Source organism: Campylobacter concisus (genome assembly GCF_003048575.1).
Taxonomy (GTDB): domain Bacteria; phylum Campylobacterota; class Campylobacteria; order Campylobacterales; family Campylobacteraceae; genus Campylobacter_A; species Campylobacter_A concisus_U.
Window position 1 is genome coordinate 278,123 of sequence record NZ_PIRZ01000002.1, and the last position, 25,784, is coordinate 303,906.

Here is a 25,784-nt window from a genome sequence, read left to right on the forward strand (position 1 = left end):
ATGAAATTTCTAAGCCTAGCTTTAGTGCTCGTTTTAAGCGGTTGCGCTATTAAAAATATAGATGAAAACTATAAGCAAATTTTATTTGAAGATAACGCTAGCCAGGAGCTAAATTTAAACACTTCTTGGTGGAAAGAGTATCACCAAAACTATCTTAATGAACTCATTGATCTAGCACTTAAAAACAACACCGACCTTACAAAAGCTGCGATAAATGTAAATAAAGCACTCGCTCAAGCTGGAATTTTGGAGGCAAATTTAATCCCAAGCTTTAACGCTGGCGTTGAGGCATCAAGCAACAAAAATATAAAAGAGGGCGGCGCTTCTAGTAGGAATTTTGGCTCAAGCATTGGGCTTAGCTACGAGATTGATCTTTGGCAAAAGCTAGCAAATAGCAAAGACGTAGCGATGTTTGAGGCAGAGGCTACTAAATTTGATCTGGAAGCTAGCAAGCTAAGCGTGATAAACTCCGTAACAGACGCGTATTTTCAGATCTTATATCTAAATGAGAGCATTAAAACTTATGAGCAAATTTTAGAAATTTATAATGAACTAAATGAGATAGTTGGGCTTAAATTTGAGCTTGGCAAAGAGGAGGCGCTAAGCTTAAAACAGATAAACTCACAGCTTTTAAGCGCTCAAAATAAGATAGAAAATGCCAAAAAAGAGCTAGTCGTAGCCAAGAAAATGCTTAGGATTTTGCTAAATGAGAGGCCGGATTTTGAGCTTAAATTTGAGGGCCTCACGCTAAGTCCTGTAAAAAAAGTGGGTGTTGATCTAGAAGTGCCAACAAGCGCCATAGCAAACCGTCCGGACCTAAGAGCAGCTATTTACCGTATAGAAGAGGGCATCCTAAACTATAAAGCTAGTCAAAAAGAATTCTATCCAAGCATCACGCTAGGAGCTAGCATCAAAAGTAGTTCAAGCACAAAAGAGGGCGCATTTAGCCTTAAATTTCTAAATGGCAACATCGCTTTAAATTTACCATTTTTAAACTACCACAAACTAAAGTCAAATTTAAAAGTAAGCGAGGCAAATTTCGAGCTTACAAAGCTAAACTACATAAGCACTCTAAATAGCGCATTAAACGAGGTAGACGCATTTTATAAAGGCTACCTAAACGATGAAGTGCTGCTTGCTAACTACCAAGAACAGATAAAAAACTACGAAGAAATTTCAAAAATTTACGAGCTAAAATACTCTTATGGCAAGGTTGAGTTAAAGCAGTTTTTAGAGGCAAAAAATAGTGAGCTAGAGGCTAAAATAGGGCTATTAAAAGCAAAATACACGCTTTTACAAGACGAGCTAAATATCTACAAAGCCATGGCAGGCAAATTTAATAGGTAAATTTATGAGCTCGGCTTGGGACTATGAGGCAAATGCGTGTAGCAGTGATGGCAAATTTAGCGCCAAATTTGAAGGCTGTGATGTCGCTATGGGCGCTCCAACCCTTGGCGAGCTACGACTTTTTATAAATAGCAAGCACTGTCTAAAATTAAAAAATGAGCCTTCAAGCCACGAAAAAAGACTATCAAATTTTGATCAAAATTTAGTTAAAGATGACGATGCGCTTCAAATTTTACTTAGCGAAAGGGCGACTGCTTGCTTTTTGTTTTCAGAGGACTCTAAATTTCTAGCTTTTTCTGAATGGATGGCAGATAAAATGCAGATCGTAAAGGTAGTGCACCTAGCCGATATGAGCATAAAAACTGATAATAGGCGCAAAAGAGTAGTGGAATTTCTCTCATTTGATGATGGCTTGCTTGAAATTTTAGACTCGCCGATCTTTATGCTTAAAAACTACACACTGGATATCCGCACACTTTTTGACGATAAAATTTAATTCTTGAGCGAGCGCTTTATGTACATTTATCGCAGTTTTTGCAAGGTTAGTGCTCTGCGCTTAAAAGCAAGAACCACAAACTCCAAAGATAGCTCTTGCTCACTTTTTCAAAATAGGGTAGATCAAATTTTAAGTTATATATAAGATAAATACAAATTTCACATTTTTTGAAAAGTGTAAAATTTAACTAATTTTCTTACAAATATTTTTATGTCAAATTTAATGGATAAATTATAATCATACAAAAGATAAAATCCAAAATAAGCCTATAAATCAATATTTAAATTCATCTAAAAGAAAAAATAAGAAAATTAAAATAATAATTTGAAAATTATAGTTTTCAATACAAATATATAAAAAAGCTTGTATTTTACCCTTAAACATATTCATATAAGTATTATGCTTTTAAAATTATCTTTTTAAAATGAAAGTCGTATTTTGTTTTTTTGAAAACTTACAAGTAAGTTTTCAAAATTAAAAGTTTTATAAGATTATAGATTTTAAGCCAAAAGCTCTTTTGCGATCATGCTTATGCGCTTTGCCTCAGCACTCGCTCCGATTTCATCTTTTGCCATTTTCATCACAGCACCAAGGTTTTTACCAGTTTTTTGGATGATAGTCTTGATCTTTGCCTTTAGCTCTTCATCACTTAGTTGTACTGGCAAATATGCCTTAATAAGCTCGATCTCGCCCTGCTCTTTTTTAGCCAAATCCTCTCTGGTACCTTTTATATAAAGCTCAACCGAGTCAGCCCTCTTTTTGATCTCCTTTTGAAGTAGCGGAAGTACCACTTCATCAGTCATTTCAACCCTTTGATCGACTTCGACCTGCTTAAGTGCTGCATTTAGCGTTCTTAAAGTATCTCTTTTAAACTCATCTTTTGCCTTCATAGCCTCTTTTATATCAGCTAAAATTTGCTCTCTTATACTCATTTCCTCTCCTTTAAATTTTTGAAATATTAACTAAAAATTTGTGATAATTTCTTGAAATTTTCCTTGCAGATAGGCCACCCCAATACCCTCTCTAAGACCATCGTCAATAACTAAAAATTTTGCTTCTTGCTCGCCTAGAAGCTCCTCTAAAAGTAAGGTTCCAGCGATGAGGGGATATTTTCTACTTATTCCAACCGCCAGATCAGCGCTCTTATCATTCATCTTTGAAAGTTCACCTACAAACCAAGCAAGATCGTCGTTTTTAAGCTCAAATCCGCTTACTTTTTTTGGATCATAGTTCTCGTAGTTAAGTCCAAGTCGTAGTGCTGCGATAGTAGTTGGTACACCGGAAGTCAGTACGATAAATTTATTTTTTAAGCTATTTAAAAATTCTCTTGCATCTTTTGTATAAAATTTTGCATTTTCTTGCATTAAATCAAGTGTTTTAAATTTTTCAAAAAATGTAATAATGCCAAATTTAAAACTCATAAAATTTCCATCTTCGCCGATCTCTGAGCTTGCTCCACCGATATCAATGACGCTAAAATTTTCATTTATTCCAAGCTTTTTAAAAGCATTTTGAACACCCAAAAATGTAAGCTTTGCTTCTGCTTTACCGCTGATGATATGAAAATTTATGCCAAATTTCTCTCTTATCTCGCTAAAAATTTCCTTGCTATTTGACGCCACTCTAAAAGCCTCAGTCGCGACTGCTACGCATGTAAATTTATCAAAATCAAATTTATTTTTAGCCTCTGCTATCGCTTCAAAGAGCCTATTTTTGGACTCATCTGCTATCTTGCCACTTTCATTTAGCCCTCTAGCAGCTCCTACTATCTTTTCATAAATTTGCTCATTACTAAAGCCATTTTGCTCTTTTTTGACAAGCGCTACGCGAAATGTGTTTGAGCCAAGATCGATCGCTATAACCAAAATTTATCCTTAAAATTTTTTGTAGATTCTAACATATGATAATTTAGTATCATTTAAAGTTGAAAAATTCTAAAAACTTTAATATTTTTCAAGATATAATCCCTATCAAAAACCTTATAAGGGGGCTTGATTGCTTCGAGATAACTTATTGGCATTTGTTATTTTTGCAATTTGTAGCGTTGGATTTTTCGTTTGGGGCTATCAGTACATCCCGACAAATAACTACTTTTTATTCTTGATCGCTGGCATGTTTGGTCTTTTTATGGCCTTTAATATCGGTGGAAATGACGTTGCAAATAGCTTTGGCACAAGCGTTGGCGCTAAGACTCTTACGCTTAAGCAAGCTCTCATCATCGCAGCCATTTTTGAGCTTAGCGGTGCGATATTTGCAGGATCTGAGGTTACTAATACCATTAGAAACGAGATCGTGAAATTTCCAAGCGATCTAAATCCGATGAAATTTGTCATCATCATGATCTCAGCCCTTCTTAGCTCTGGGCTTTGGCTCTTTTACGCGTCTAAAAAAGGTCTACCAGTCTCGACCACTCACTCGATCGTTGGCGGCATCGTTGGCGCAGGACTTGCTATGGGGGTTATGATAAAAGATCCTGAGCCACTTAACATGGTCTCTTGGGGCGAGATCGGTAGGATCGCCGTTAGTTGGGTCATCTCACCACTGCTTGGCGGCGTGATGTCTTACATTATATTTGGCTACGTAAAAAGTAAGATTATTGAGCCAACACATGAACTTAAAATGAATCTAAAAGCTCTAAAAGCTGAGCGAAAAGCTTATAAAGAAAGCTTTATAAAGGCACTAAAAACGAAGCCGGCTGAGGAGCAAATAGCTACTCTTTCAAAGATCGCAGTTATCGATGAGGACGAGATCGAAACCACTGAATACAGCGAGTACCGTTCAAAAATTCGCATTATGAAAGATGGTGAAAAAGAGATAGACACTTTTAAAGCAATGAAAAAACATATCCCAATCATCGCTGGATTTGCCGCAATGGTGATCTCATCGATGATGCTTTTTAAAGGGCTTGGGCATATAAATTTAGCCTTTAGCATCATCCAAACTATCTGGATTATCTTTGTTATCGGAGCTCTAGCATATCTTGCAAGCCTTGCTATCATAAACGTCATGAGCAAAAACGATAGCGAAAAGAGCATCAATAGAATTTTTTCATGGTTTCAAATTTTTACAGCTTCATCTTTTGCATTTTCACACGGCGCAAACGACATCGCAAATGCAGTTGGACCATTTGCAGCTGTACTTGACGTGCTAAAAACTGGCTCTATAAACGAAAGCTCACCGATACCTAGCATCGCAATGGTAACCTTTGGTATCTCACTTGTCGTTGGACTTTGGTTTTTAGGTAAAGAGGTTATCACAACCATTGGCTCAAAACTAGCTGAAATTTTGCCTACAACTGGCTTTAGCGCGGAGCTTGCCTCAAGTATCGTCATACTTCTAGCCACAAAGCTTGGCATACCAGTTAGCTCAACTCATATCCTAATAGGCGCAGTTTTAGGCATCGGTATCGTAAATAAAAATGCAAACTGGAAAATGGTAAGACCAATCATTCTTGCTTGGCTCATCACGCTTCCAGCAGCTGCTATCTCATCAGCTATATTTTATTTTGCCCTTGCTAAATTTTTAGGCGTTTAGTCATATTTTTAAGTAGCAAAAACCGCCCTATTTTTTAGATATTTTTTGTATAAATTTTATATGAGAGCTTGGCAAGTTGATCCAACCTGCCAAGCAAATTTGAAGTTATTTTTTCTTAATGATGATCTTCTCGCCATCGCTATCAATGGTGATCTCATCGCCAGTTTCAAGCTCATCTTTTAATATCATGTCAGCTATCTTGTCTTCAACTAGCTCATAAAGCGCCCTTCTTAGTGGTCTTGCACCATAAACTATGTCAAATCCGGCTTTTGCAATAAATTTCTTGGCTTCCTCACTCAAAACCGCTTTGATACCACGGTTATGAAGGGTTTTTTCAAGCTCTTTAAACATGATTTCAACGATAGAGATTAGGCCCTCTTCATTTAAAGGATTAAAGATGATGGTATCATCAAGACGGTTTAAAAACTCTGGTTTAAAGTAGTTCTTAAGCTCATTTTTAACAGCAACGTCACGCTCTTCACCCTTTAGCTCCATTATGAAACTTGAAGCGATGTTTGAAGTTAAAATGATGATCGTGTTTTTAAAATCAACCGTTACACCCTTATTATCAGTCGCACGTCCATCATCAAGTATGCCAAGAAGTATGTTAAATACGTCCTTGTGAGCCTTTTCAACCTCGTCAAAAAGTATGACTGAGTATGGTCTTCTGCGAACTGCCTCTGTTAGCTGACCACCCTCATCGTAGCCCACATATCCTGGAGGCGCACCAAGAAGCCTGCTCACGCTGTGTTTTTCCATATACTCGCTCATATCAAAGCGGATAAGTGCCTTCTCATCGTCAAATAAAAACTTAGCCAAAGCCTTAGCAGACTGAGTTTTGCCAACGCCTGTTGGTCCAAGAAATAAAAACGAACCAATCGGCCTTTGACCCTCATTTAGCCCTGCTTTGTTTCTCTTAACAGCACGTGCAAGTGCGTGTAGTGCGTCATCTTGACCGACAACACTCTCTCTTAGATGCTCTTCGATGCGCAGATATTTCTCTTTTTCGCTTGTTAGCATTTTCTTAACTGAAATTCCAGTCCATTTGCTCAAAATTTCAGCTACAAGCTCTTCATCGACTTGATTTTTAAGAAGCACGCCCTCTTTTTTCATGCTCTCCCATTTTTCTTCAAGCTCGTGTTTGTGCTTTTTAGCGTCAGCTATCTTGCCGTATTCTATCTCGGCAGCCTTTTGAAGATCGCCATTTCTTTTTGCTATCTCAGCTTGTGATTTTAAGCTATCGATCTCTTTTGTAGCTTTTGAAATTCCGCCAAAAACAGCTTTTTCGTTTTCAAATTTAGTATCAAGTGCTAGCTTTTTCTCATTTAGGTCAGCTATCTCTTTTTCGATCTCGCTAAGTCTTTCTTTATTTTTCTCCGCATCCTCCATCTTTAGAGCTTCTTTTTCTACTTGAAGCGTTACGATCTCACGTTTTATCTTTGAAAGCTCGTATGGCTCGCTTTCTATTTGCATTTTTAGCTCAGCTGCGGCTTCATCAATAAGGTCGATCGCTTTATCTGGCAAGAAGCGGTTTGCTATGTAACGATCACTAAGCCTTGCTGCAGCAACTAGCGCACTATCTGTTATCGTGATGCCATGATGAACTTCAAGACGCTCTTTTATACCACGTAAAATTTGCAAAGCCTCATTTACGCTTGGCTCTTTGACGTCTATTGGTTGGAAGCGTCTTTGAAGTGCTGCATCTTTTTCAAAGTATTTTCTATACTCTTTTAGTGTTGTCGCACCAACAGCGTGTAGCTCACCACGTGCAAGGGCTGGTTTTAGAATATTTGCAGCATCCATTCCGCCCTCGCTCGCACCTGCTCCAACTATTGTATGAATTTCATCTATAAAAAGTATGATATTGCCAGCCTTTTTAACCTCGTCTATGATAGCTTTTAATCTATCTTCAAACTCACCTCTATACTTTGCTCCAGCTACAACTGCGCTCATATCAAGCGCAATGACACGCTTGTTTGCAAGGCTTGTTGGCACGTCACGAGCCACTATCTTTTGAGCTAGACCCTCAACGATGGCTGTTTTACCAACGCCTGGCTCACCAAGTAAGATAGGGTTGTTTTTGCTCTTTCTTATTAAAATTTGCATCATTCTAGTGATCTCTTCATCACGACCGATAACTGGGTCAAGCTCTTTATTTAGTGCTTTTTGCGTGAGATCTATGCCAAATTTTTCTAGACTATCAAGCGTATCATCGCCAGTTTGGCTATCTATTTTTTTGCCGCCTCTTATGCTCTCAAGATTCTTTTTAACCTCTAAAATATCGCAAAATTTACTCAAAATTTGCTTGATCTCACTAAGCTCAAGAGATGAGATGATCCATGTATCAACAGCTATGTAGCTATCGCCCATGCTTACCATCAAAGCTTTTGCGTTTTCAAGCGAATTTATAAGCTCTCTTGAAACTGAAACGTTATCTTTTGTAACGTTTGAGCTACTTGGAAGTGAAGAAATTTTACTTTTTACTTCAAGCTCGACAGCATCTTTACTTACATTCATTTTATTAAATACTTGATTTAAGATAGAGTTACTATCTGCAATTAAAGCCCAAAAAATATGGAGTGGTACAACTTGTGGATTTTTAGAAAATATCGCTAAGCTAATACCTTTTTCAAGAGTTTCTTGCATCTGAGCTGTTAAATTTTCTGTTATGTCAGCCATTAAATCTCCTTGGATTATTTTATATGGTCGCCATTATATAACTTTAGTCTTATATTGTCAAGTATTTTTATAATGCTTGTCACTCTTTTTATTTAATTGCTAAAATTTGCTGTTATAAATTTGTATCAAAAACTATCTAAAAGCAAAAATATAAGCTTAAATTTATACTTTTTTTAGCCAAAAGCTAATAGAATTGAGCCAAAAATTATAGGAGAAATTTTGAATAAATTTAGTAGATTTTTTGCACTAAAAATTACAGGTGCTTTGCTTATCTCAAGCGTAGCAGTGAATGCACTTTTTGCAAAGAGTGAAGACGAAGCAAGTGCGAAGCTTGAAGCACTTTCAAAGCTTACAAAAACAATTTCAACTGTTGAAAAATACTATGTTGATGACATTAAATTTAAAGAGATCATTGATAAAGCCATAGCAGGGTTAATGCAAAATTTAGATGCCCACTCAAGTTTTTTAAATGAAAAAGCTTACAAAGATATGCAGGTGCAAACAAGTGGAGAATTTGGTGGCCTTGGCATAACAGTTGGCATAAAAGATAGCGCACTAACCGTTATTTCACCGATAGAAGATACCCCAGCTGATAAAGCAGGTATAAAATCAGGCGACATTATTTTAAGAATAGATGGCAACTCAACTATCGGCACAACAATAGATGAAGCTGTAAATAAAATGCGCGGCAAGCCAAAAACTCCAATAACTATCACAATTTTACGAAAAGGTGAGCAAAAACCATTTGATGTAAAGATTATAAGAGATCTTATAAAGGTTGAGTCTGTCTATGCAAAAATGATAGAAAATGACAACATTCTTTACGTACGTGTTACAAATTTTGATAAAAATGTTGTTACAAAGGTAAAAGATGCGATCAAAGAATATCCAAAAGCAAGTGGCATCATACTTGATCTTAGAAACAATCCTGGCGGACTTTTAAATCAAGCTGTCGATCTAGTTGATCTTTTTGTAGATAACGGCGTCATAGTCTCTCAAAAAGGTCGTGACGCATCTGAAAATGTAGAGTATAAAGCAAGTGCTAGTAAAACTCTTTCAAAACTACCACTTGTTGCACTAGTAAATGGCGGAAGTGCTAGTGCTAGCGAGATCGTAAGTGGCTCACTTCAAGATCATAAACGTGCTGTAATAATCGGTGAAAATACCTTTGGAAAAGGAAGCGTTCAAGTAATCCTACCAATAGACGACACCGAAGCACTAAGACTAACTATCGCAAGATACTACTTGCCAAGTGGCAGAACTATCCAAGCAGTTGGCGTAACACCTGATGTAGTCGTGCATCCTGGTAAAGTGCCACAAAGCGACGATAGTGCGTTTAGCATCAAAGAAAGTGAGCTAAAAGCGCACCTAAAAAGCGAGCTAAACAAGATAAATCCTACAAGCGAGGGCAATAAAACTGAAGCAAAAGATGATAAAAAGATAATTACGCAAAAAAAAGTTGATGAAGATATTCAATTAAAAACGGCAATTGACACGATCAAAATTTTAAAAATAAAACAATAAATTAGAAGGAGATCTCCATGCAAAAAAGAGAACTTATTTACGAGGGAAAAGGTAAAAAAATGTATGCCACAGATGATGCAAATTTGCTTGTGGCTGAATTTAAAGACGATCTAACAGCATTTGATGCTCAAAAAAGAGGCAACGAAGCTGGTAAAGGCGCATTAAATAATAAAATTTCAACACAGCTTTTTAAGCTTTTGGAGAGTAAAGGCATCGTGACTGACCTAGTTGAGACTATCAGCGACACTGAGCAAGTAGTCAAAAAATGTGAAATCATACCTCTTGAAGTCGTTGTTAGAAATATTGCAACTGGTTCACTAAGCAAAAGACTTGGCATAAAAGAAGGCACAGTTTTACCTTTTACGCTTGTTGAGTTTTACTATAAAAACGACGATTTGCACGATCCATTAGTAACAGATGAGCACTGTATTATCATGGGATTAGTAAAGAGTGAAAAAGATCTTCAAACTCTAAGACATACAGCAAGAGAGATTAACTCTATATTATTTAAATTTTTTGCCGAAAGAGATCTAAAGCTAGTCGATTTTAAAATAGAATTTGGTATCGACAAAGACGGCAATATCATTTTAGCTGATGAAATAAGCCCTGATAGTTGTAGATTCTGGGATGCTAAAACTAATGAAAAACTTGACAAAGATAGATTTAGACAAGACCTTGGTAGCGTAAAAGTCGCTTATGAAGAAGTTTTAAAAAGAATTTTATCGTAAGGACGAAGATGAAAGCTGTTGTAAATATAGCATTAAGAAGTGGGGTCCTTGACCCTGCTGGTAAAGCAGTGGAGCATGCTCTAAATTCTCTCGGATTTAGTGGTGTGTCAAATGTCAGAATAGGCAAACAAATCGTTTTAGACATAGACGAGAGCGATAAAAACAAAGCAAAAGAGCAGCTAAGAGTTATGTGTGAAGAGCTTCTGGCTAACACTGTCATCGAAGACTACGAGATCGTGCTATGAAAGTAGCGATAATACTTTTTCCTGGCACAAACTGCGAAGAAGACACAGCTCACGCATTTAAATTACTTGGATGCCAAACACAAATAATCTGGCACAAAGAAGATAAAATAGAAGCTGATTTGGTCGTACTTCCAGGTGGTTTTAGCTATGGAGATTATCTAAGAACAGCTGCGATAGCTAAATTTAGCCCAGCTATGCAAGCTGTAAAAGAGCATGCAAAAAAAGGCGGCTATATCTTAGGAATTTGCAATGGTTTTCAGATGCTGCTTGAGCTTGGACTCTTAAAGGGTGCGATGAGAAGAAATGAAAATTTAAATTTTGTTTCAAAATATCACCACCTAAAGGTAATCTCAAATAACAATAAATTCTTAGCAAATTTAGCCAAAAATGAAGTGGTTAATATCCCTATTGCTCATGGCGAGGGCAACTATTATACTGACGAAACCACTCTAAAAGGCCTTTACGACAACGATCAAGTGTTACTAAAATACTGTGATGCTAAAGGCAACGAAATAAATCCTAATGGTTCAGTCGACAATATAGCTGGAATCTGCGATGAAAGTAAAAGAATATTTGGCCTTATGCCCCATCCCGAGCGTGCTTGTGAGAAAATTTTAGGTACAGATGATGGTATGAAGATGCTAAAAGGTCTAGTTTGGTAAAACATTTTCTTTTTATCTCCCTACTCGTACTAAATTTATTTGCTGTAAATACCGACGAGGTAAGCGTTTTTGACATGATGGATGAAGCTAGGGAGGATAAATTTGTAAATAGCCCTACTTCAAATCCAAAAACTCAAAAACCGCCAAAAGAACAAGATTTTTCAAGAAAATTTGTATCACCACAGCCAGAGCGTATCACTCCAGAGCAGATGCGAAACATCGTGCCAACAAACGAGCCAGATATTAGCGTCCCAGACAATCAAGTATATGACAAGATCAAAGTAAAAGAGCTTCTTTTAAAAGCCACAAATATACCAAAAAATGTTGTTATAGGAGAAATTTTTAGTGTTGAGATAGTGGCTGATACACAAAATGACTTTGAGTTTGAGTTTGAGACACAGCTTGATGAAACAAATATCAAATGGCTAAATAAGAAAAATTTTCAATGGGTAAAAAGCGAAGACAACAAATATGTAGGTACTTTTTATCTTGAGGCAACAAGCATTGATGCAAAGACTTTAAAAGTTAACTTGGATCTAAAAAGAAATGGCGAAAACTATCAAAACTCAAGTATAAATATCTTCTTGCCAAAGCTAAAAGAGCTTAGAAGCGATGAGAATTACAACCATATCGTGGCTGATAATCTTGAGGTAAAGAAATTTAAAACGACTAAATTTGATGATATAAACAATATCATGGTTGTAGAAATTTATGGTAACAACGTAGATCTAAGTGCTTTTAATATAGAAAATAAGACAATCTTAAAGCAAGGCGTAGATACGATAAATGGCGACTTTAACTCACAAAGTGCATATTATTTTGCAGTATTTAAGCCAAATAAAAAATCGCTTGACTTTAATTATTACAACCTAAAAAAGGCTAAATTTGAAAGCTTTTCTTTGCCAGTGAGTGTCGAAGATGACGATGTCAGCACACAAATCGGACTAAACCCAAAACAAAGCGAGTTTAGCACCTATAAAGATATCACGATATACTCTTGTGTCGTAATTTTTATATTATTAGCTATTTGGCGCAGAAGGCTTAGCTACTTTTTTGTGGCAGCTGTTTTTATTGCACTTGGAATTTATACCTACAACCCTTTTGGTAAGGCTATTCTAAAACCAGATATTAGCGTTTCGATCTTACCTACAAAAAACTCAACCATCTTTTACACATCTCGTAAAAATGAAAATGTAGAAATTTTAGACACAAAAGGCGACTACTCAAAAATTTTATTTGCTGATGGTAAAATCGGTTGGGTAAAAAAGGATGATCTTGTCAAAAATTAGAGCTTTATTTTTTGCTATTGAGTTTGTTATCAGTGTTGTTCTAGTCGTCTTTTTTATGTGGCTATTTAATGATAAAAATAGAGCCATAAGAAAATTTTGGGGAAGATCGCAAAGGTTTTTTGGTGGATATAAACTTGAAGTGATAGGTAATTTTAGTGATGAAGCAAATATCTTGCTCATAAACCACCAAAGTATGCTTGATATCATAGTCATAGAAGAGCTACACCCAGAAAATGTCTGCTGGATCGCAAAGGCACAGATCGGTAAAATTCCTATAATTGGTAAAATTTTGAGCCTGCCAAAGATGATAGCAGTTGAGCGTGAAAATAAGCACTCTTTAATAAAACTTTTAAAAGAGGCTAAAGATAGAGTTGAAAATGGTCGTGTTTTAGCTATTTTTCCAGAAGGAACAAGATCACAAACTAACAAGCTTTTACCATTTAAAGGTGGAGCTAAAATGCTTGTAGAAAAGCTAAATTTAAAGGTTCAGCCTATCGTAATCATTGGAAGTGACGCTTTGAAAGTAAAAGAATTTAGCTTTAAAAAAGCAGATATCAAGCTCTTTTGTCTTGATTTAGTCGATACTTCAAAAGACAACTGGCTAGAGGCAACTAGAGAGAATATGCAAAAAGTCCTAGACGAAAATAGAAAATAAATTTGGCTTTGCAAATTTACAAAGCCCCCTGCTTCTATATCATTATCTATAAAAATTTGATTTTATATACTAGAAATTTTTATCAATAAATTTAAAAAGGTCTAGCTCCCGCTAGACCTAAAAATATTAGCTTGTAGATAAGTTCTTAAGTTCTAAAGACACTAAGTTTTGAATTTAATGCATCTGTCATCTTGTTTAGATGTTCTGCTGCTGAAGCTATCTCTTCGACACTTCTAGCATTTTCAGATGAAATTTGGTTGATATTTGAGATACCTTCCATGATTTCATTTACATTTTTGCCGGTTGCGATGTAGTCTTGCATAGTCTTATCAGACATTGCTATAGCGTTATTCATCGTCTCACTCATAACATTTATAGTTTTTTCAACATCACTTGCCACGTGAGTTAGCTCTTGGATCTGTTTAGAGTTGATACCCATTTGCTCACTGCTATCATTGATCGCTTGAACGATGACATTGATAGTTGCATTTATCTCAGTTAAACTCTTTTGAGTCCTCTCAGCTAGCTGTCTAACTTCATCAGCAACAACGGCAAAGCCACGTCCATGCTCGCCAGCTCTTGCGGCCTCGATAGCTGCGTTAAGTGCAAGTAAATTTGTCTGATCAGCTATATCATTGATAACAACAAGGACTGATTTTACCTGCTCGGCATCACGACTAAGCTGATCGATCTTATCAGCCATTTGATTTTCTACATTAGCAGAGTCAATAATCTGTGCTGATAGCGATCTTATAGCTTCAGTTGCCGTTTTTATATGCGTGCTTGCCTTTTGAAGATCATCTTTGCCAGCTTGAGCTACTGCTAAAGATTCTTTCATATTTTCTTGCATTACTTTACATCTTTGATTTGTCTCTTCTACTATTTCAGTTGATTTTTCTACACGTTTGCCTGTCTGAAGAGATGTGGAACTAAGCTCATTTGCAACGGAGCTATTTTCGCTTGAAAGGTGCTTTGTATCACTTATTAATACCCTTATCCTTTCAATAAAATCATTTATATCTTTACTTATTTTAGCTATCTCGTCTTTACCATAAATAGGAATTTTAATTGTAAAATCAGATGTTATCGCATTTAAATTTGTTCCTAGTCTATCGATAGGACTTGCAACCATCTTCTTAAGCAAGAACATCGAAACAGCTATCAAAAGTAAGGTAACTATGACGCTTGCTATGATGAAATTTTTACTAACTACTTTTAATGGTGTTAAAAAATCATCAGTCACAGCTGAACCTAAAACCATCCAGTCTAGCTTATCAAATGACTCAAAAGCAACTATGCAGTCAACCCCATCAATTATAATAGGCTCAATACCCTTTCCTTTTTTAACAATATTATCCATAGTAGTTTTTAATTCACTACTTAGCTCTTGATTTGCCTTGGTTGGATGAAAGTCAAATTTTCCAGTTTTAGTATTGTAAAGAGAAAAATATCCATGCTTACCAAGTTTCATCTCAGAAAAAGTCTTTTTCATATTGTTTAATCCCTCGGTAGGATCATAACCAACAAATAAAATTCCTATTACCTCGTTATTTTCAATAATAGGATCATAAATACTCATATAGTTGCGTCCAAATAAATTTACAACACCTACATACCTCTCTTTATTCATGATATTTTTATAGGCTTGACCGTTTTTGTCAATCATCGTACCAACAGCTCTACTACCATCAGCCTTCGTCACCGATGTACTAACTCTTAAAAAATTATCACCCGATTTTGCAAAAATCGTTGAAATTCCACCTTTTGTAGCTTTATTAAATTTATCCAGAATATCGTAGTTGTTGTTTAAAATACCATTTTGAGATATTAGATCTATCGCTTCGTATTTGTCAGTCTTGCTCATCTGGTGATTAGTTGAAATTTTTCCGATCATCTCTTTAAAAACACTCATTATTAGCTCTGCACTACTTACATTATCTTTCTCAAATAATTTAACCGTATTCATAGCAAGCTGGACGTTTTGTTCTACTGTCGTAAGCACACCATCTTTTATCTCGCGCTCTAAAATATTTGATGTATATATGACAAAACATGTCATAGATACTGCCAAAACCGTAGCAATCGTTGCTGAAACTTTTACCAAAATGCTTCGTAAATTCATTTTGTTTCCTTTTTTTTCAAAAATTTTCGCCTTGATTATAGCACTATTTTAAATAAACTTTATACAAGAATGCATAATTAATAATAATTAATAAATTATCATTATTATTTTATTCATAAACTATAACTTTTTTGAAATCATTTTAAAAAATTATTTTAAAAACCTTGATAGTATTACTATCAAGGTTAAGTATATTTTTATCACTTTATGTTATAATCTGCCAAAAATTTTAAAAAAAGGAAATCAAAATGGCAGATAAATTTGAATTTCAAACCGAGGTTAATGACCTTCTAAATTTAATGATTCACTCTCTTTACTCAAACAAAGAGATATTTTTAAGAGAGCTTATCTCAAACTCAAACGATGCACTAGATAAGCTAAACTATCTTTGTTTAACTGATGAAAAATATAAAAATCTAAACTATACCCCAAGGATCGATATCAAAATCGATGAAAAAGTCAAAACACTAACTATCAGTGATAACGGCATTGGTATGGATAAAGATGAGCTTATCGCAAATTTGGGCACAATAGCAAGAAGCGGCACAAAAGGCTTTATGAAAAATTTAAGTGGCGATGCAAAAAAAGATAGTTCACTAATAGGCCAGTTTGGTGTTGGCTTTTACTCAGCCTTTATGGTAGCAAACAAGATCGAAGTCATCAGTCAAAGAGCACTTGGCGATAAGGCCTACAAATGGACATCTGATGCAAAAAGCTACGAGATAGAAGAGGCCAGCAAAGAGAGCTTTGGCACTGATATCACTTTGTATCTAAACGATGATGAGTTTGCAAATTCTTGGCGTATTGAAGAGATAGTCAAGAAGTATTCAAACCACATTCCTTATCCTATATTTATGGATAAACAAAGCTATGTCGCTCCAAAAGAAGGCGAAAAAGAAGGCACATATGAGATCAAAAACGAGCAAATAAACAAGGCAAATGCGCTTTGGAGACTAAATAAAGCTAGCCTTAAAGAGCAAGATTATAACGACTTTTATAAGCAAATTTCTCACGACAGTAGCGATCCTCTCCTTTATATTCATACAAAGGCTGAAGGCAAGATCGAGTACTCAACTCTATTTTATGTGCCAAGCACCGAGCCATTTGATCTATTTAGGGTTGATTATCAAAGTGGCGTAAAGCTTTATGTAAAAAGAGTTTTTATCACAGATGATGCAAAAGAACTCTTGCCGCCATATTTAAGATTTATCAAGGGTATCATTGATGTCGAGGATCTGCCATTAAATGTGAGCCGTGAAATTTTACAAGAAAATGCGATCATGAGAAGTGTCAAAGAGCAAAGCGTGAAGAAAATTTTAAGCGAGCTTGCAAAGGTAAAAGATAACGATCGTGAAAAATACATAAAATTTTACAAACTATTTGGTAAGGTTTTAAAAGAAGGTCTTTATGGATTTAGTGCTGAAAAAGAGCAAATTTTAGATCTTTGCCTATTTAAAAGCTCAAGAAGAGACGGACTTATCAGCCTAAAAGAGTACAAAGAAGCGATGAAAGAGGATCAAAAGTCGATCTACTACATCAGTGGTAACAATGAAAATATGCTAAGAAATTCTCCACTTCTAGAAAGCTTTAAGAAAAACGACATAGAAGTGCTTATTATGGACGAAGAGATCGATACGATCGTAATGCCAATGGTCAATGAATTTGACAAAACACCTCTAAAATCAGTCTCACACGCTGATATAAATGACGAGATCAAAAGTGATGAGAAGGTTGATGAGAGCAAGGTTGCAAATACGCTTGTTAAAATGAAAGAAATTTTAAAAGACGAGGTAAAGGATGTAAGACTAAGCTCAAGACTATCAAGCTCGGCTGCGGTGCTAATTTATGACAAAAACGATCCTGATTACGCTATGCAAGAGATGCTAAAACAGATGGGGCAAGGCGCAAATGCTCCAAAAGTTAAGCCTATCTTGGAGATCAATGCTGATCATGAAATTTTTGCCAAACTTGAGAAAAATGAGGCGATGATTTATGACATAGCGCCTTTACTTCTTGATATGGCAAGGCTAAATGAGGGCATGAGCCTAGAAAATCCTGCTAAATTTTCAGAGCTATTAACGAAAGTTATGATAAAAGCTATCTAAATTTATAAAGCCCAAGAGAAATTCTGGGCTTTAACCTACTTCTATAAATTTAATTTCCTATATTTATTGTCTTTATTGCAGTAAAAATTTAATTGTGTAAGTCAAATTTCCCACGCCAAAAGACGTGGGACAAAATTTACGCTATCTTGGTAGCGTCGATGATGTTTAGATCAAGTCCAAGATCTTCAACAGATAGTCCAAGTGCAAGACCTACAAGCTGAGATAGGTGAATGATTGGCTTTCTCACGTTTGAATGGTTTTCATCTTGATATCTCTCTTGGTAGATGTCAAGTTGCATTTGACAAAGTGGGCATGGTGTGACAACTACGTCAGCGCCGTTTTCATCGGCATTATTTACGATCTGGCTTGACATTTTCCTTACAGATGTGCCAGCTGGGTAACTAGCGTGGAAACCACAGCAGTCAAGTCTTTTCTCAAATGGCACAATAGTAGCGCCAAGTGCGCCTACAACGGTTTCAAAGCTCTTTGGGTTGACCGAGCTTTCTCTATTGTGCAGATCTTTTTCAGGCCTTAGACTGTGGCAGCCATAAAATAGCGCTACTTTTAGCCCACTAAGTGGCTTAACAACCTTTGCTCTTAGCGTTTCTACGTTTTGATAAAGCACCCAAAGAAGGCTTGTGATCTCGGTTGAGCCATTATATTTCATATTGCCCTCAGCCAAGAAAGTATTTATACGGCCCTTTGCACCCTTATCAAGTGTAGTTTTGGCTCTTGTTAAAGTTAGCATACAAGTTGAGCATGTCGTAAGCATCGGCATATTCATCTGCTCTGCAAGCGCTATATTTCTAGCATTTGCCACAAGCGTAGCGATAGGATCGACGTCTTGTGCTTGTTGGGCACCACAGCAACTCCAGCCCTCTATCTCGTGAAGCTTCCAGCCAAGTATCGGAGCGATAGCCTCAAGCGACATCTTAGCCTCTTTAGCTGCTTGAGAAAGTACGCATCCTGGGAAAAAAGCGAATTCGTTTTGCATAGTTACTCCTTACTAGCAGCTTTTCGAGCCGCATTTATCATTTTTACTAGATCATCATGTCCTTCAATGTCCTCTTCGCCGAAAATATGAAGCGGATTCATCTTGCCTGCAAGCATTAAATTTGCAGCGATATCCATTTTGCCCATATTTCTAAACACTCCCTCAGAGCGAAGTGCAAGCTTGATCTCATTTAGCCTGCCTGAGCCATCAACTAGATCGGTTAAAAACGCCTCAGCGTGATCTGGTCCCATACCATCATCAAAGCCTTTTTGTATAGCCATAATGCGAAGATCAGTTATATCTTTGCATGCGCTTATGCCTTTTGGACAGCGATCAGCGCACTCTTGGCACTTTACACACATCCAAAGGCCATTATCTATAGCTGGCTTTAAGTGCGGCATAGGATCTTTGTTGCGTGAGTCAAACGCCGCTCTATAAGCATGCACAAATACAAATGGCTGCATATAGTCGCTTGCATCAGCTTCTAGTTTATTACACTCGCTAGCGCACGCTCCGCAAAGTATACAGTCCCATTCAAGAGCTACTTTGTCATACTCTTTTTGACTTTGCTTACAGCCTTTTTCTGCGCTAAATTCTGACTTAGCAGTGATACTAGGCTTAATCTTGCGTAAATTTTCAATACTTGGTTCCCAGTCCACCATGAGGTCTGAGATCACTTTAAAATTTCCAAGTGGAGAAATTCTTATGCTCTCTGGATTGTCATACTCAGCCAAAAGCTCATTCATCTTCGTATCGCAAGCTAGATATGAGTGGCCATTTACTCTAACAGCACACGCTCCACATATCGCTGAGCGGCAAGATGCTGTGAAATTTAACGTCGCATCCTTTTTTTGTTTGATATCAAGAAGCACTGTTAAAAGAGTTTTGCCTTTGATCTCTTCATTTGTTAGCTCATAAGTTGATTCATATTTTTTAGTTCCGTCAAAGCGGTCGATAATAATTTTCATCCTAGCTCCTTACTCTGGTTTCTTGCCATCAAGTGAAAATATGCCTGTCACAACGTCTTTGTAGCCAAGTTCGAGCTTGCCGTCATTTAATGTAACGATGCTGTGTTTTAAGAAATTCGCATCATCTCTTTTTGGATAGTCTTCTCTTGTGTGAGCGCCACGGCTCTCTAGGCGTTTTTGCGCTGCAAGACAGGCTGCACGAGAAAGGAGAATAAGGTTGCCAAGCTCGACATAGTCTGTAAAGGCAGTGTTCATTACTGGATTTTTATTTGGCACTTTTATGGTGTCGTATTTTGCTTGGATAGCTTCAAGGTTTTTAGAGAGCTGATCTAGCTTGTCGCCTGTTCTAAAAATTCCCATTAAATCCCAGTTATTTTTACCAAGCTCCTCGCGAAGCGCATACATATCGTTTACACCACCCTCACCTGTTGCTATGGCTTTAAATTTATCATGCCACATTTTAGCTAGCTCTGAAGTTTTTTTACCACTTGCAAATTTAGCATCTTTTGCGTATGCACCAGCACCTTTTCCAGCTAGATCGCCGGTGACCACTGCGTCAGTTAGGCTGTTGCCACCAAGGCGGTTTGCACCGTGGATAGATACGCATGAGGCCTCGCCGCCTACATAAATTCCAGGAATTTTTGTGCTCATATCATCAAATTTAGCCACTTCGATACCGCCCATTGAGTAGTGAGCTGTCGGACGGATAGGCACTGGCTGCTCGACTAGGTCGATGTTTTGAAAGAGCATCGCTGTATGGCGAATTTTTGGAAGCTTTTTCATGATATTTTCTTTACCAAGGTGGCGAACGTCGCAAAGCACGTAAGAGCTCATGCCCTCACCAAAGCCCCTGCCCTCGCGAATTTCTGTCTCGATAGCACGAGCGACGACGTCACGAGGAGCAAGCTCCATCTTTTCGTGATAGTTTTTCATAAAGCGCTCGCCCTTGTTATTTAGCAAGTATCCGCCCTCGCCGCGAGCGGCTTCTGTGATAAGTGTGCCGCCGTTTTGAACACCGGTTGGGTGAAACTGGATCATCTCAGGGTCTTCAAAGCCAAGACCAGCACGAAGAGCTACTGCAATGCCGTCGCCTGTTGCTATAAATGGAACTGAAGTGCGGTTATAGAAAATTCTAGTATATCCGCCAGTTGCGATGACAAGTGACTTGCAAAGGACTGGGTAAATTTGACCATCTTGGATATTACGAAGTACGACACCTTCGACCTTGCCATCTTCAAGGCCTATCTCAAGTAGCTCATGATCCATTAGAAATTTAACACCAGCTGTGATCGCATCGTCCAAGCACGCATGCATCAAAACGTGGCCAGTTTTATCAGCTGCGTAGTTACAGCGTTTTTTGCTAGCGCCACCCATAAAGCGAAATGCAACATCGCCATTATCTTTACGAGATATGTCGCCATTATCTATACGAGAAAAGAGCATACCGTTGTGATCTAGCTCATGGATGACCGCGCCTGCTGCCTCGCAAAATTTCACTACAGCATCTTGGTCAGCAAGATAGGCCGCACCTTTTACAGTATCGTAGGCGTGAAGCTTGAAGCTATCGCCATTACTAAAGTCAGTAACTCCGTTTATGCCGCCCTCTGCCATACAGGTTGCATTGCGAGATGGCATCATTTTTGTAGCAACTACGACTGTTAAATTTGGATTTTGTTTACGAACAGCTGTTGCTGCACGAAGTCCTGCGCCGCCAGAGCCAATTATCAGCACATCCACAGATGGCAAGCCATTTTCATTGCCTTTTGGCAACTCACCAGCAAAAACATTGGTCGCGCCAGCCGTTGTAGCTAGCGCACCTACGCTGATACAGGCACTTTGTAGAAATTCTCTTCTAGTAAATTTTTCACTCATTGATAACTTCCTATTTTGATAAATTTCTAGCGTATAAAACGCACCGCAAGTTCATTTTCTTACTTTTTTTTAAAATAAGTATATTAATTAAAAAATTAATGATATAACTTTACATCAAAATTACTTAAATTTTACATAAAATTTATTTTTAGATTTTATATGTGAAATAAATTTGCTAAAACTACCAGTAAATGGCTATTTTTGTAAGGTTTAATTATTTTATAAAATAAAATTTGTATTTTTTATGTTAAAAAGATAAAAATAAATAAAAAGACCTATTCAGCGTATTTTTAACAAAAATATTAAATATTTATAAATAAAATGAACTAATATGTAAAAATAGGATAAAAATTGTTTTATTATCAAAAAAGCTAAATTTATAACTTTACGTAGTATATTCGACCGTAGTGTCTGACTGAGATGATCCAGTTTAAATTTAGATCAAATATCTCAACATCATCTAGTGACGGATACCAAATATCGCTAAAAAATTTAGATAGATCATCAAAATGTAAAATATCAATACTCTCAAATTTATTAAAATTTATGCAAATTTCATTCGGTGTGGCAATGTCAAGATCGCTGAAAGCAGCAGTTAGGTCAAAATTTACTTCGTCCGCACTAAAGCCATCAAGCTTGCTAAATTTTTCCATTTTAAAAAACTGATCTATATCATCAAGGCTAAATTTATGAAGTAAATTCTCTTTTATCTTTAAGCACTCACTAGGAGGCAAGCTCCTAATGATAGGCATATCAAAGCTATGCTCTTTGCGGAAATTTTCTAGTTTTATCTGATCCATGTTGTAGGTTTTGGCTAAATCAAATTTAGCCAAATTTCTATTTTAAAAGCTCTTTTGCGTATTTTAGGCCTAGCTCATAAGCTTTTGCGTTTGCCTCTTTGACCTTTTCAGGCACGCTTGCTAGCATCTCTTCACGCACTAAATTTTCATCCATGCACCCACTCATCGCCACAGCCACACCAAGAGCCACGACGCTTTGAGTGATGACGTTACCAACCTCATCTTTTGCGATAGAAATGATAGGAATTTCATAAATTTTCCAGTGCTTTTTATCTTCGTCACTTACTTTTACCAAATTTGGCTCGACAACGATCGCACCGCCCTCTTTCACACCGCTTTTAAAGGCATCGTAGCTTATCTGTGCAGTTGCTAGCATGAAGTCTATCTCGCCCTCGTTTGCATAAGGGTATAAAATCTCTTTCTCATCAAGGATGATATCGACCTTCGTTGGACCGCCACGCACCTGAGATGTGTAGGTAGATGCCTTGACGCCGTATCCGCCTGCTTTTATCTTGGCAGCTGAGAGGATCTCGCCTGCTAGTATGACGCCCTGTCCGCCAACACCGACAAATCTTAATTGTGACTTCATACTAGCTCCTCAAAATTTATCGCTTCACCACTCATAGCAGCTTTTCTTACCTTGTCGTAAGCCTTGGTATACTCTATCTTCTCTTCGTCTTTGTGCAATACGCCAAGTGGGAAAATACCCTTTTTTTCTTCGTCACTTAGCATATCAAATTTGACCTTGCTCGTCGTACGGCCCTTTATCCACTCTAAATTTTTGACCGCCTCGCCCATTTTGTTCTTGCGACCTAAATTTATGTGGCAGTTTGAAAATACATCAAAAAAGCTGTATCCATCGTGGCTAAAGCCCTCTACAAAGAGCTTTGTAAGCTTCTCTGGCTCGATGACGCTACCACGCGCGACAAAGCTAGCACCTGCGGCGGTTGCGAGCTTACAGGCGTCAAAGCTAGGATCGATGTTGCCGTATTGCGCTGTGACCGTCCACATGCCCTTTGGCGTGGTTGGGCTGGTTTGAGAGTTTGTTAGTGCGTAGATGAAGTTGTTAATTAGGATGTGATTTAGCCCGATATTTCGGCGGCATCCGTGTATCGTGTGGTTGCCTCCGATCGCTAGTCCGTCGCCATCGCCAGTTACTACGATTACGTGCTTGTCTGGATTTGCCATCTTTACGCCAGTGGCGTAGGCTACGGCTCTACCGTGAGTTGTGTGAATGGTGTTGCAGTCGAGGTATCCGCTAAAGCGACCAGAGCAGCCTATACCTGAGACCACGCAAACGTCGTTCATATCCCAGCCCATGGTGTCGATAGCTCGGATGAGCGCCTTTAGTATGACGCCATCGCCACAGCCCCAGCACCAAAGAGTAGGCATTTTATCTGTTCGTAAATATTTATCGTAATTAAAAGCCATAAATTTCTCCTATCTTCGCCTCGATCTCGCTTGGGCTTATCGGTCTGCCGTTTGCTTTTAGCAGTTTTGCAAAGTCATCTCTTAATATGATTTTTGAAATTTCGCCACTATACTGACCTAAATTTAGCTCGCAGACTAAAATTTTATTAAATTTATTTGATATCTCTTTTAGCTTTTTAGCTGGAGCTGGAAAAAGTGTGAGTGGCTTAAACAGCCCTACTTTTAGCCCTCTTTCACGTAAATTTAAGATCGCTTGCTTGGCTGAAAGCGCCACGCTACCAAAGGCGATGATGCAAATTTCAGCGTCGTTAAGCATAAACTCTTCAAATTTCTCGCACTCATCAGTGTGTAAATTTATCTTATCAAATAGCCTGTTCATTGAGTATTCAACGATCTTGCCATCTTCTGTTGGAAAGCCAGTAGCGCCGTGATGAAGCCCAGTGATATGGTAGTGGTAGCCTTTAAAGAAAGGATTTAGCGTAGCTGGCTCATCGGGTGCTGCCTCGTAGGGTTTATACTCTTTTGGCTTGCCACCAAATTCTCTTCTTTTATAAATTTCTAGCTCGCTAATCTCAGGCAAACGCACCCTTGCTTGCATGTGTCCTATCGTCTCATCAAGTAGCAGCATAACTGGCGTCATAAACCTAGCTGCGAGGTTAAATGCTCGAACTGTCTGCGTATAGCACTCCTCGAGGCTGCTGGGGGCTAGCACTATCATATTTATATCGCCATGAGTTGGGTTTTTAGCCTGCAAGATATCGCCTTGTGCGACGCGGGTTGGCAAGCCAGTTGAAGGGCCGCCGCGCATGACATTTACGATGACAAGTGGTATCTCAGCGATAAAGCCAAGGCCTATTTGCTCAGCCTTTAGTGAAATTCCAGGCCCTGAGCTAGCAGTCATCGCCTTAGCTCCGCTCGCACTTGCACCAAGAGAAACTGAAATTCCAGCTATCTCATCTTCCATTTGTATAAATGTACCGCCATGTTTTGGCAAAAGCACGCTTAGCTCATGGGCGATCTCGCTACTTGGAGTGATCGGATATCCGCCAAAGAAGTTACAGCCGCACTCGACCGCAGCCCTTGCTACTAGGGCATTTCCAGTTGATACTAGCTCTCTCATGCGCTCTCTCCAAGCTTTGCAAATTTATTTGCCTTTACGGCAGCGGCTCGCTCTTTGCTCTCAGCGGTTAGCTTTGCAAATTTAAAGCCTTTATCAGCCACATAAATGGCAAAATCAGGGCAGTGAAGCTCGCAGTCGCGACAGCCTATGCATGAGTCAGCATAGACGACCTCTATCATCTTGCCAAGCACCGCCTTTGGCTCAAGCCTCATCGCTAGCACGCCTGCTGGGCAGTAGCTCACACAGACATCACAGGCTTTACACCTGCTCTCATCGACCCAAACAGGTACGTTTTCTTTTACTATCATCTATATTCCTAATCCAAATTTTCTTTTAAAAATTTAATGTTTTTTCTAATATCAGCTTCGCTTTTACTTAGCTGCTCTTGCTCGCTTTCATTTATATTTAGCTCTAAAATTTCTTTTAAGCCCTCACGTCCAAGCCTTACTAGCCTGCCGCAACTTAGCTCATCATCAAGAAGCACGCTAGCACTTAAAATTTCATCACTCTTGCCCATGATCGCTTCACACATTTTCACAACTGCAGCCGCTGGTGCGTAGTAAGCTGAAGTGCCAAGAAGCTTAACGATCTTTGCGCCACCTGTGCTTGTCTCTTTTTTAAGAATTGCTAGCTCATTTTCATTTAAATTTTCGCTGATATTACTAGCAGATACGATCATCTCGTCGTTGTGAGCGCCAATTATCTTTGTCTTTAGCTCTTTTGCGTCCTTGTCTTTTAGAAGCGCTAGCTCATATCTGCATCTTGCCCCATCAAGCTCACCAGCCATGCCGATCACTTTATTTTTGCTAAAACCACTAAATTTATGAGCCGTCCAGACCATCATATCAAGCGGATTTGTCACGACGATTATCACCGCATTTGGTGCAAATTTTGCGATATTTTGAGCCGTTTGTTTTACGACTACGGCGTTTTTAAGAAGTAAGTCCTCTCTTGTTTGACCCTCTTTCCTTGGGCTTCCAGCAGTTACCACTACGATATCACTGCCCTCTATTAGCATAAAGTCATCGCCACCGCAAACGGTAGTTTTAGCATTAAAAACGCAGCTTGACTGCGCTAGATCGATAGCCTTTGCGCGTGCCACGTCACCAAATATATCCACAAGCGCAATCTCATCGCAAACTTCTCTCATGCAAAGCGCATAAGCTATGCTTGCACCGACGTTTCCAGCTCCAACTATACTTATTTTCATTTT

General features: G+C 38.0%; 22 protein-coding genes and 2 pseudogenes. 10 read left to right on the top strand and 14 right to left on the bottom strand.

What is annotated here, in order from left to right; all coding sequences use genetic code 11:
* Together CVS84_RS03605 and CVS84_RS03610 are read left to right on the top strand one after the other, a co-directional pair.
* Positions 1-1,347, top strand: a complete 1,347-nt coding sequence (locus CVS84_RS03605; RefSeq protein ID WP_107691191.1) for a TolC family protein — start codon at positions 1-3, stop codon at positions 1,345-1,347.
* A gap of 4 nt (positions 1,348-1,351) precedes the next feature.
* A complete protein-coding gene (locus CVS84_RS03610) occupies positions 1,352-1,843 on the top strand; it encodes a flagellar protein (protein WP_107691192.1) in 492 nt (163 codons plus the stop codon).
* A 500-nt stretch (positions 1,844-2,343) separates the two neighbouring features.
* On the opposite strand, the gene CVS84_RS03615 is transcribed toward CVS84_RS03610, so the two are convergent.
* Together CVS84_RS03615 and CVS84_RS03620 are read right to left on the bottom strand one after the other, a co-directional pair.
* A complete protein-coding gene (locus tag CVS84_RS03615; RefSeq protein ID WP_107691193.1) occupies positions 2,344-2,775 on the bottom strand; it encodes a GatB/YqeY domain-containing protein in 432 nt (143 codons plus the stop codon).
* A gap of 30 nt (positions 2,776-2,805) precedes the next feature.
* Positions 2,806-3,708: a disulfide bond formation protein DsbA gene (locus CVS84_RS03620; protein WP_107691194.1), complete on the bottom strand. Its 903-nt coding sequence runs from the start codon at positions 3,706-3,708 to the stop codon at positions 2,806-2,808.
* 130 nt (positions 3,709-3,838) lie between these two features.
* Between CVS84_RS03620 and CVS84_RS03625 the strand changes: the two genes are divergently transcribed.
* Entirely contained in the window at positions 3,839-5,377 is a 1,539-nt protein-coding gene (locus tag CVS84_RS03625) for an inorganic phosphate transporter (RefSeq protein ID WP_107691195.1), read from the top strand.
* Positions 5,378-5,482: 105 nt separating this feature from the next.
* On the opposite strand, the gene CVS84_RS03630 is transcribed toward CVS84_RS03625, so the two are convergent.
* Entirely contained in the window at positions 5,483-8,056 is a 2,574-nt protein-coding gene (locus tag CVS84_RS03630) for an ATP-dependent Clp protease ATP-binding subunit (protein WP_107691196.1), read from the bottom strand.
* Positions 8,057-8,263: 207 nt separating this feature from the next.
* Here CVS84_RS03630 and CVS84_RS03635 point away from each other — a divergent pair, with 207 nt between their 5' ends.
* Genes CVS84_RS03635 through CVS84_RS03660 form a run of 6 tightly spaced genes read left to right on the top strand, consistent with a single transcriptional unit; the run spans position 8,264 to position 13,159 of the window.
* Positions 8,264-9,580: a S41 family peptidase gene (locus CVS84_RS03635; RefSeq protein ID WP_413784322.1), complete on the top strand. Its 1,317-nt coding sequence runs from the start codon at positions 8,264-8,266 to the stop codon at positions 9,578-9,580.
* Positions 9,581-9,597: 17 nt separating this feature from the next.
* The gene (gene purC, locus CVS84_RS03640) at positions 9,598-10,308 is read left to right on the top strand and encodes a phosphoribosylaminoimidazolesuccinocarboxamide synthase (RefSeq protein ID WP_107691198.1); all 711 of its coding nucleotides are present in this window, start codon (positions 9,598-9,600) and stop codon (positions 10,306-10,308) included.
* A gap of 8 nt (positions 10,309-10,316) precedes the next feature.
* Complete coding sequence (gene purS / locus CVS84_RS03645) at positions 10,317-10,553, top strand: phosphoribosylformylglycinamidine synthase subunit PurS (protein ID WP_107691199.1); 237 nt, start codon at positions 10,317-10,319, stop codon at positions 10,551-10,553.
* Positions 10,550-11,215 (top strand): phosphoribosylformylglycinamidine synthase I, encoded by a 666-nt coding sequence (gene purQ / locus CVS84_RS03650; RefSeq protein ID WP_107691200.1) that lies wholly within the window; start codon positions 10,550-10,552, stop codon positions 11,213-11,215. Before purS ends, purQ begins: the two co-directional genes overlap by 4 nt.
* Positions 11,209-12,504, top strand: a complete 1,296-nt coding sequence (locus tag CVS84_RS03655) for an SH3 domain-containing protein (RefSeq protein WP_107691201.1) — start codon at positions 11,209-11,211, stop codon at positions 12,502-12,504. The genes purQ and CVS84_RS03655 overlap by 7 nt, the downstream gene beginning before the upstream one ends.
* Positions 12,485-13,159 (top strand): lysophospholipid acyltransferase family protein, encoded by a 675-nt coding sequence (locus CVS84_RS03660; RefSeq protein ID WP_199906102.1) that lies wholly within the window; start codon positions 12,485-12,487, stop codon positions 13,157-13,159. The genes CVS84_RS03655 and CVS84_RS03660 overlap by 20 nt, the downstream gene beginning before the upstream one ends.
* 145 nt (positions 13,160-13,304) lie before the next feature.
* Here CVS84_RS03660 and CVS84_RS09800 read toward each other — a convergent pair.
* Positions 13,305-14,357 (bottom strand): annotated as a pseudogene (locus CVS84_RS09800) (methyl-accepting chemotaxis protein); the annotation flags it as partial.
* 27 nt (positions 14,358-14,384) lie between these two features.
* Positions 14,385-15,281: pseudogene (locus tag CVS84_RS09805) on the bottom strand (Cache 3/Cache 2 fusion domain-containing protein); the annotation flags it as partial.
* Positions 15,282-15,529: 248 nt separating this feature from the next.
* Between CVS84_RS09805 and htpG the strand changes: the two are divergent.
* Positions 15,530-17,386, top strand: a complete 1,857-nt coding sequence (gene htpG, locus CVS84_RS03670) for a molecular chaperone HtpG (RefSeq protein ID WP_107691204.1) — start codon at positions 15,530-15,532, stop codon at positions 17,384-17,386.
* A gap of 136 nt (positions 17,387-17,522) precedes the next feature.
* Here the strand turns inward: htpG and sdhE are convergent, their stop codons facing one another.
* The 9 genes from sdhE to CVS84_RS03715 form a co-directional block, all read right to left on the bottom strand.
* A complete protein-coding gene (gene sdhE, locus CVS84_RS03675) occupies positions 17,523-18,380 on the bottom strand; it encodes an 8-methylmenaquinol:fumarate reductase membrane anchor subunit (RefSeq protein ID WP_107691205.1) in 858 nt (285 codons plus the stop codon).
* A gap of 2 nt (positions 18,381-18,382) precedes the next feature.
* A complete protein-coding gene (gene sdhB, locus CVS84_RS03680) occupies positions 18,383-19,348 on the bottom strand; it encodes an 8-methylmenaquinol:fumarate reductase iron-sulfur subunit (RefSeq protein ID WP_107691206.1) in 966 nt (321 codons plus the stop codon).
* Positions 19,349-19,357: 9 nt separating this feature from the next.
* On the bottom strand, positions 19,358-21,220 hold the full coding sequence (sdhA, locus tag CVS84_RS03685) for an 8-methylmenaquinol:fumarate reductase flavoprotein subunit (protein ID WP_107691207.1): 1,863 nt from the start codon (positions 21,218-21,220) through the stop codon (positions 19,358-19,360).
* 377 nt (positions 21,221-21,597) lie between these two features.
* Positions 21,598-22,053 (bottom strand): heat-shock protein, encoded by a 456-nt coding sequence (locus tag CVS84_RS03690; protein WP_234411891.1) that lies wholly within the window; start codon positions 22,051-22,053, stop codon positions 21,598-21,600.
* 4 nt (positions 22,054-22,057) lie between these two features.
* Entirely contained in the window at positions 22,058-22,609 is a 552-nt protein-coding gene (locus tag CVS84_RS03695) for a 2-oxoacid:acceptor oxidoreductase family protein (RefSeq protein WP_107691208.1), read from the bottom strand.
* Positions 22,606-23,451, bottom strand: a complete 846-nt coding sequence (locus tag CVS84_RS03700) for a 2-oxoglutarate ferredoxin oxidoreductase subunit beta (protein WP_107691209.1) — start codon at positions 23,449-23,451, stop codon at positions 22,606-22,608. Before CVS84_RS03700 ends, CVS84_RS03695 begins: the two co-directional genes overlap by 4 nt.
* Complete coding sequence (locus tag CVS84_RS03705; protein WP_021091355.1) at positions 23,441-24,571, bottom strand: 2-oxoglutarate synthase subunit alpha; 1,131 nt, start codon at positions 24,569-24,571, stop codon at positions 23,441-23,443. Before CVS84_RS03705 ends, CVS84_RS03700 begins: the two co-directional genes overlap by 11 nt.
* On the bottom strand, positions 24,568-24,879 hold the full coding sequence (locus CVS84_RS03710; protein ID WP_107691210.1) for a 4Fe-4S dicluster domain-containing protein: 312 nt from the start codon (positions 24,877-24,879) through the stop codon (positions 24,568-24,570). The genes CVS84_RS03705 and CVS84_RS03710 overlap by 4 nt, the downstream gene beginning before the upstream one ends.
* Before the next feature lie 8 nt (positions 24,880-24,887).
* Positions 24,888-25,781 carry a lactate/malate family dehydrogenase gene (locus CVS84_RS03715; protein WP_107691211.1) on the bottom strand — a complete coding sequence of 298 codons (894 nt, stop codon included), beginning with the start codon at positions 25,779-25,781 and terminating at the stop codon, positions 24,888-24,890.
* Between the last annotated feature and the right edge of the window lie 3 nt (positions 25,782-25,784).